General features: G+C 49.4%; 3 protein-coding genes. All 3 read left to right on the forward strand.

What is annotated here, in order from left to right; all coding sequences use genetic code 11:
* The first annotated feature begins 349 nt into the window (after positions 1–349).
* The 3 genes from AC13C0_RS00135 (at position 350) to AC13C0_RS00145 (ending at position 4,421) form a co-directional block, all read left to right on the forward strand.
* On the forward strand, positions 350–2,212 hold the full coding sequence (locus AC13C0_RS00135; RefSeq protein WP_482953702.1) for a phospholipase effector Tle1 domain-containing protein: 1,863 nt from the start codon (positions 350–352) through the stop codon (positions 2,210–2,212).
* Between the two features lie 17 nt (positions 2,213–2,229).
* Positions 2,230–2,853: a DUF2931 family protein gene (locus tag AC13C0_RS00140; protein WP_341581714.1), complete on the forward strand. Its 624-nt coding sequence runs from the start codon at positions 2,230–2,232 to the stop codon at positions 2,851–2,853.
* 206 nt (positions 2,854–3,059) lie between these two features.
* On the forward strand, positions 3,060–4,421 hold the full coding sequence (locus AC13C0_RS00145; protein WP_341581716.1) for a Fic family protein: 1,362 nt from the start codon (positions 3,060–3,062) through the stop codon (positions 4,419–4,421).
* Positions 4,422–4,564 lie beyond the last annotated feature (143 nt).

Here is a 4,564-nt window from a genome sequence, read left to right on the forward strand (position 1 = left end):
ACGCCTCATATGATGTTCTTGTTCATCAGCTCGCAGTTTTGCTAGCGGCTTACTTCCGGCCGGCGTTCCGGAGACCGCCCCTCACGGGTTGGCCCTTGCCATTCGCTAGTGGTTAGCGTTCAATCGGGTAAAACCGGCTGACCTCAGATCTTCCCACAGGGGACTTTCACCCCATTAGTTCATGCCCATGCTGGGCGTACACCACACGTTAAGTCGGACCCTGGCTGGCGCCAGGGCCGCTTAACCTCTTTCGTTATGTGGTGCCAACCATGCTACACTCACGGGTTTTGAACATTGATTAATCACGGGTAGCCAGGAAGCTACCCCTTAATAGAAAGGAACTCTGGCTATGAGCAATCTGATTGCCGCCTGTGTTGGCGACATGCACGTCTGCCCGATCAAAGGGCACGGCTCTTCCCCCATCATGCCAAATGGCTCCAGTATCCTTGTTGAAGGTAAACCCATTGCCCGAGTTGGTGATGTTACTGGCTGCGGTGCTGTCATTACCCAAGGCTATCCGTTGGCGTTGGCCGATGGTATGCCGGTGGCCTACCTTGGCAGTCCCACGAGTCATGGGGGGTCTATTGTCAGTGGTAATCAGCGAGTAATACTTGGCGTTGCCACAACTACCGCACCCGTAGTGGATTTTGCCATATCTGGGGCATTGGATGACAAAGGGCAGCTTACCCCTGCCGCCAAAGAGCTGCTGGATAAAGATCCGCAGGAGTTTGTGCGGCGGGCCGCCCAGAAAGGCGCCCTGATTGACGAGGGCTTGCCGGACAAATCACCAGATGACTCGTCAGAAGAAGAGCGTCCCAAAATTCGGGTCGAGGCTGGCATCTTTTTCGATGGCACCGGCAACAACCGTAACAACACCCAAACCTATCAGCAGCAAATGGATGAGTGCCTGACGGCAAATGCCGCCGGAGCTATCTCAGAAGAAGAGTGCAGCAGCGAACTGTCGCAGATTATGGGTGGTAGCTACCTCAATGCCGAAACCAATGTGTCCAAGCTTGAGAATCTGTATCAGCGAACTGAGGCCCAAGGCGAGAATGGCGACGTTATAGTTACCTTGTCGGCCTATGTGCCTGGTGTGGGTACAAAATCAAGTGAGCCTGATGACGGTCCGAGCATGGGGCTTGCCCTTGGCGAACAGGGCATCCTCAAAAAGATAGACGAAGGTTCCAGAGAATTGGCGCTTGCGATTGGTGAACTCGTTAAGGAACCTATCGGCGAACTGGTCCTTGACGTCTTTGGCTTCAGCCGTGGGGCGGCCACCGCCCGGCATTTCGTCAGCCGAGAGATCTATGACACCACCGGCTCTTTATACGGCGAGTATAAAGGTAGGTTGGTCAAGGCCTTCGAGCGGGAGGGAATTCCCTGGCCGAATAAGGTTACTGTCCGTTTTCTAGGGCTATTTGACACTGTTGCTGCGGTTGCCGACTTAGATAATCTCGATTTTTCTGCGCACGATGCCGATACGGGGCGCGTCAATGTGAACGTAAAACCGGAGCACGTCGAGCGAGCCGTGCAATTTGCTGCCCGAGATGAACGTCGACACAACTTTTCACTGAACAGCCTGCGAAACGAATCTGGAAACTTACCTGAACATTTTAGCGAATGGGTGTTGCCGGGTGCTCATTCCGATATTGGCGGTGGATACCCTGATCGCTTTCATGAGCGTGTCGAAGTCCGTCCGCCGTTGGTGGCCAAAGGAAAGGACCGCCGCAATCCCGAAGCGAGCTTCGAATTTTCGCGCATGTTGCAGGAGCGGGCACTGATTAAAAGCGAGGGCTGGATTGGGCCACTGAATCCGCTTGCTACGCTGGAGACAGAACAGGAGCGCCAACGTGGTTTGCCTGGCGGAGATGTCACGCTTCGCCTGTGGCTGGATCGAGAAGTTCGGGGCGAATATTCCCGAATTCCGCTTTACCTGATGCACAAGTTAGCGGTTGATGCAGGTGTACCTTTTGATGTAATTGATCCTGAAGACTCGTCACTTTCTCTTCCAGGTGAGTTAATAACCGTCGCAAGAAACCTCGCCGCCCACGTATGGCATGGCAGCGAATTGCTGATGAACCCAGAATCCAGGGCGCTGCTGAAGCAACGCTATATTCACCATTCCGATCATTACCTTAGACTTGGGCCGCTATATCCTTTCCAGCCGGCCAAATATGGTCGACGTGTTGTCCATCCAAACAAGACCAAGTGAGCAAAAGGGGAAACGCCATGAAGATGCAAAACCTTGTGCTCATTGTATGCCTTCTTATGCTGTCAGGGTGCTCGGAGCAGACAGCCTCCGAAGGATCAAAGCCAGGTCCCGACTCGACTTATCGGAGTATCGGTGTTGTGGCACCTAGGCATTACGATGTCTGGGTGGATAAGTTCTTTATTGAGTCCCTGTCGGAGGATATGGGTTGGCGCCGCCCTTTTGGAATTGTTTCTTGTTGCTGGAAAAGCTCTCCGCTCTCCCGGGCAAAGTGGCAGACAATCCCGGAGCTATTTCTTATCCGATGGTTTTCCTTCGCGGAGCAGCAGTCCTACGAGGCCGTGATCAAACTCGAAAATCCTGGTGAGATTGCAGAAATGATGAAGGAAGTAGCCCCATTCGAACGGTTTGGAGAAGTTGTTGAACGCCCCCGGCATAACCTTGTTTTTGGGTTGGCACCGGGCGGCACTGTGGTGCTCTGGATCATGAATCGTGGGGAAAATGCCATTGAGGTTGGGCGATATCAGGCAAAACCTTACGATCATAAAAAAGAAGGAGAGGACTATACTCGCCGGACGGAAAGTTACCTCAAAAGAGAGGGGAACTTCCTGCAACAAAATGGAATACGGTACGAAGGTTGGTGAGTCCCTCAGGCCAATGAGTCAGGCACCACATATCAATGCCATGCACCGGATGCCAAACCCTCCGCTTCGCTGCGGCTTTGTCACCGGTGATGGCGGGCGTTAAGCCACAGAACAGGCTCTTATACTAATTTTTGAAAAGTTAGTAGATGGCTCGTATGTTGAGGTGTATACTAATTTCGGAAAAATCAGTATTTGAGGCGAATTGCATGAAAATTCCTGTTACTCCTCCCTCGCGAGAGAGACTCGTCGAAATTATTAGAAGCGGCGACGGAGACAAGATCGCGCAGCTTTTCGATAGGTCCATCGGACCTTGTGATTCTAAAGGGCGTTATCTGCACTGGGATAAGCTCAGGCATCTCACTATGCCCGAAGGGTATGATGCCGAATTGTACTGGCTAGCAATGCGGGATTCCCGGTCGAGAATTTCGAAAGAGCTTTCTTTTCGAGATAAGGGAGGAAAGCCGTTTCAATTTTGTATTCCAGATACAGTAATGAGAGACATACTCTGGATAAGTGAAAACGCCACAGGAGCGATACAAGCTGATAGTAAAATCTCAGATCCTAAAACCAAGCAGACCTATCTCATTAACTCGCTCATAGAAGAGGCTATTAATTCTAGCCAATTGGAGGGTGCTTCCACCACTCGCAGGGTAGCGAAGGAGATGCTTAGAACGGGTAGGTCTCCGATGGATCATTCAGAAAAGATGATTCTTAATAACTACAATGCCATGAATTTCATCAGGGAATATAAGGATGAATTGCTCACAAAATCAATGATTTTCGAGCTGCATAGTATTGTGACTGAGGATTCTCTTTCAGAAGAGGACTCTGAGAAGTCAGGTGTTTTTCGCGGAAAGGATGATGACATTAGAGTCTATTCTCATGATGAAAAATTACTTCACACTCCTCCATCGCCGGACGAGCTGGACGATCGGATCCAGATGATATGTGACTTTGTAAATGCTGAAAGTGATAAGGAAAACCAGTTTATTCCTCCAGTCATAAAAGCAATCGTCGTTCATTTTATGATTGGTTATGATCATCCTTTTGTCGATGGTAACGGTAGAACGGCTCGTGCACTTTTTTATTGGATTATGGCGAGGGAAGGATACTGGCTGATGGAGTATATCTCCATATCTAGGGTCATAAAAATGGCACCAGCCCAGTATATGTATGCTTACCTACATACGGAAACTGATAGCAATGATGTTACATACTTCATCATTCATCAGCTTGAGGTTATAAAAAAAGCTATAAGAGATCTTCATAGTTATCTTGCATATAAAACTGGTGAGTACAGAAAAGCCGCTAGATTATTGGAAAAATCAAAGCTAAGTGGTGCTTTAAACCATAGGCAGCTTGGCTTGCTAAAAAATGCACTAGATAACCCAGGACAAGAATATACTATTAAATCCCATAAAAATTCGCATGGGGTATCATACCAAACAGCACGGACAGACTTGCTAGCTCTATCGGACGAATTCAAACTCTTGAGAAAGTATAAAGTCGCTAAAACGGATGTTTTTGTTGCTCCGCCAAATTTGATTGAAATAATTAAGAACGGATAGCCTAATCGGGTAGCCGGGGGTATCTAGCCCCCAGCCCCCACAACACCCTGCATGCGGGTCCGCACAGGGCGTTTCCCGGAAATGTTTAAAGTAAAATGGCCGATTACCTCCTTCTTACCCCAATGACGGCTTCTGATTTTGCG

Source organism: Marinobacter sp. B-21 (assembly GCF_056857895.1).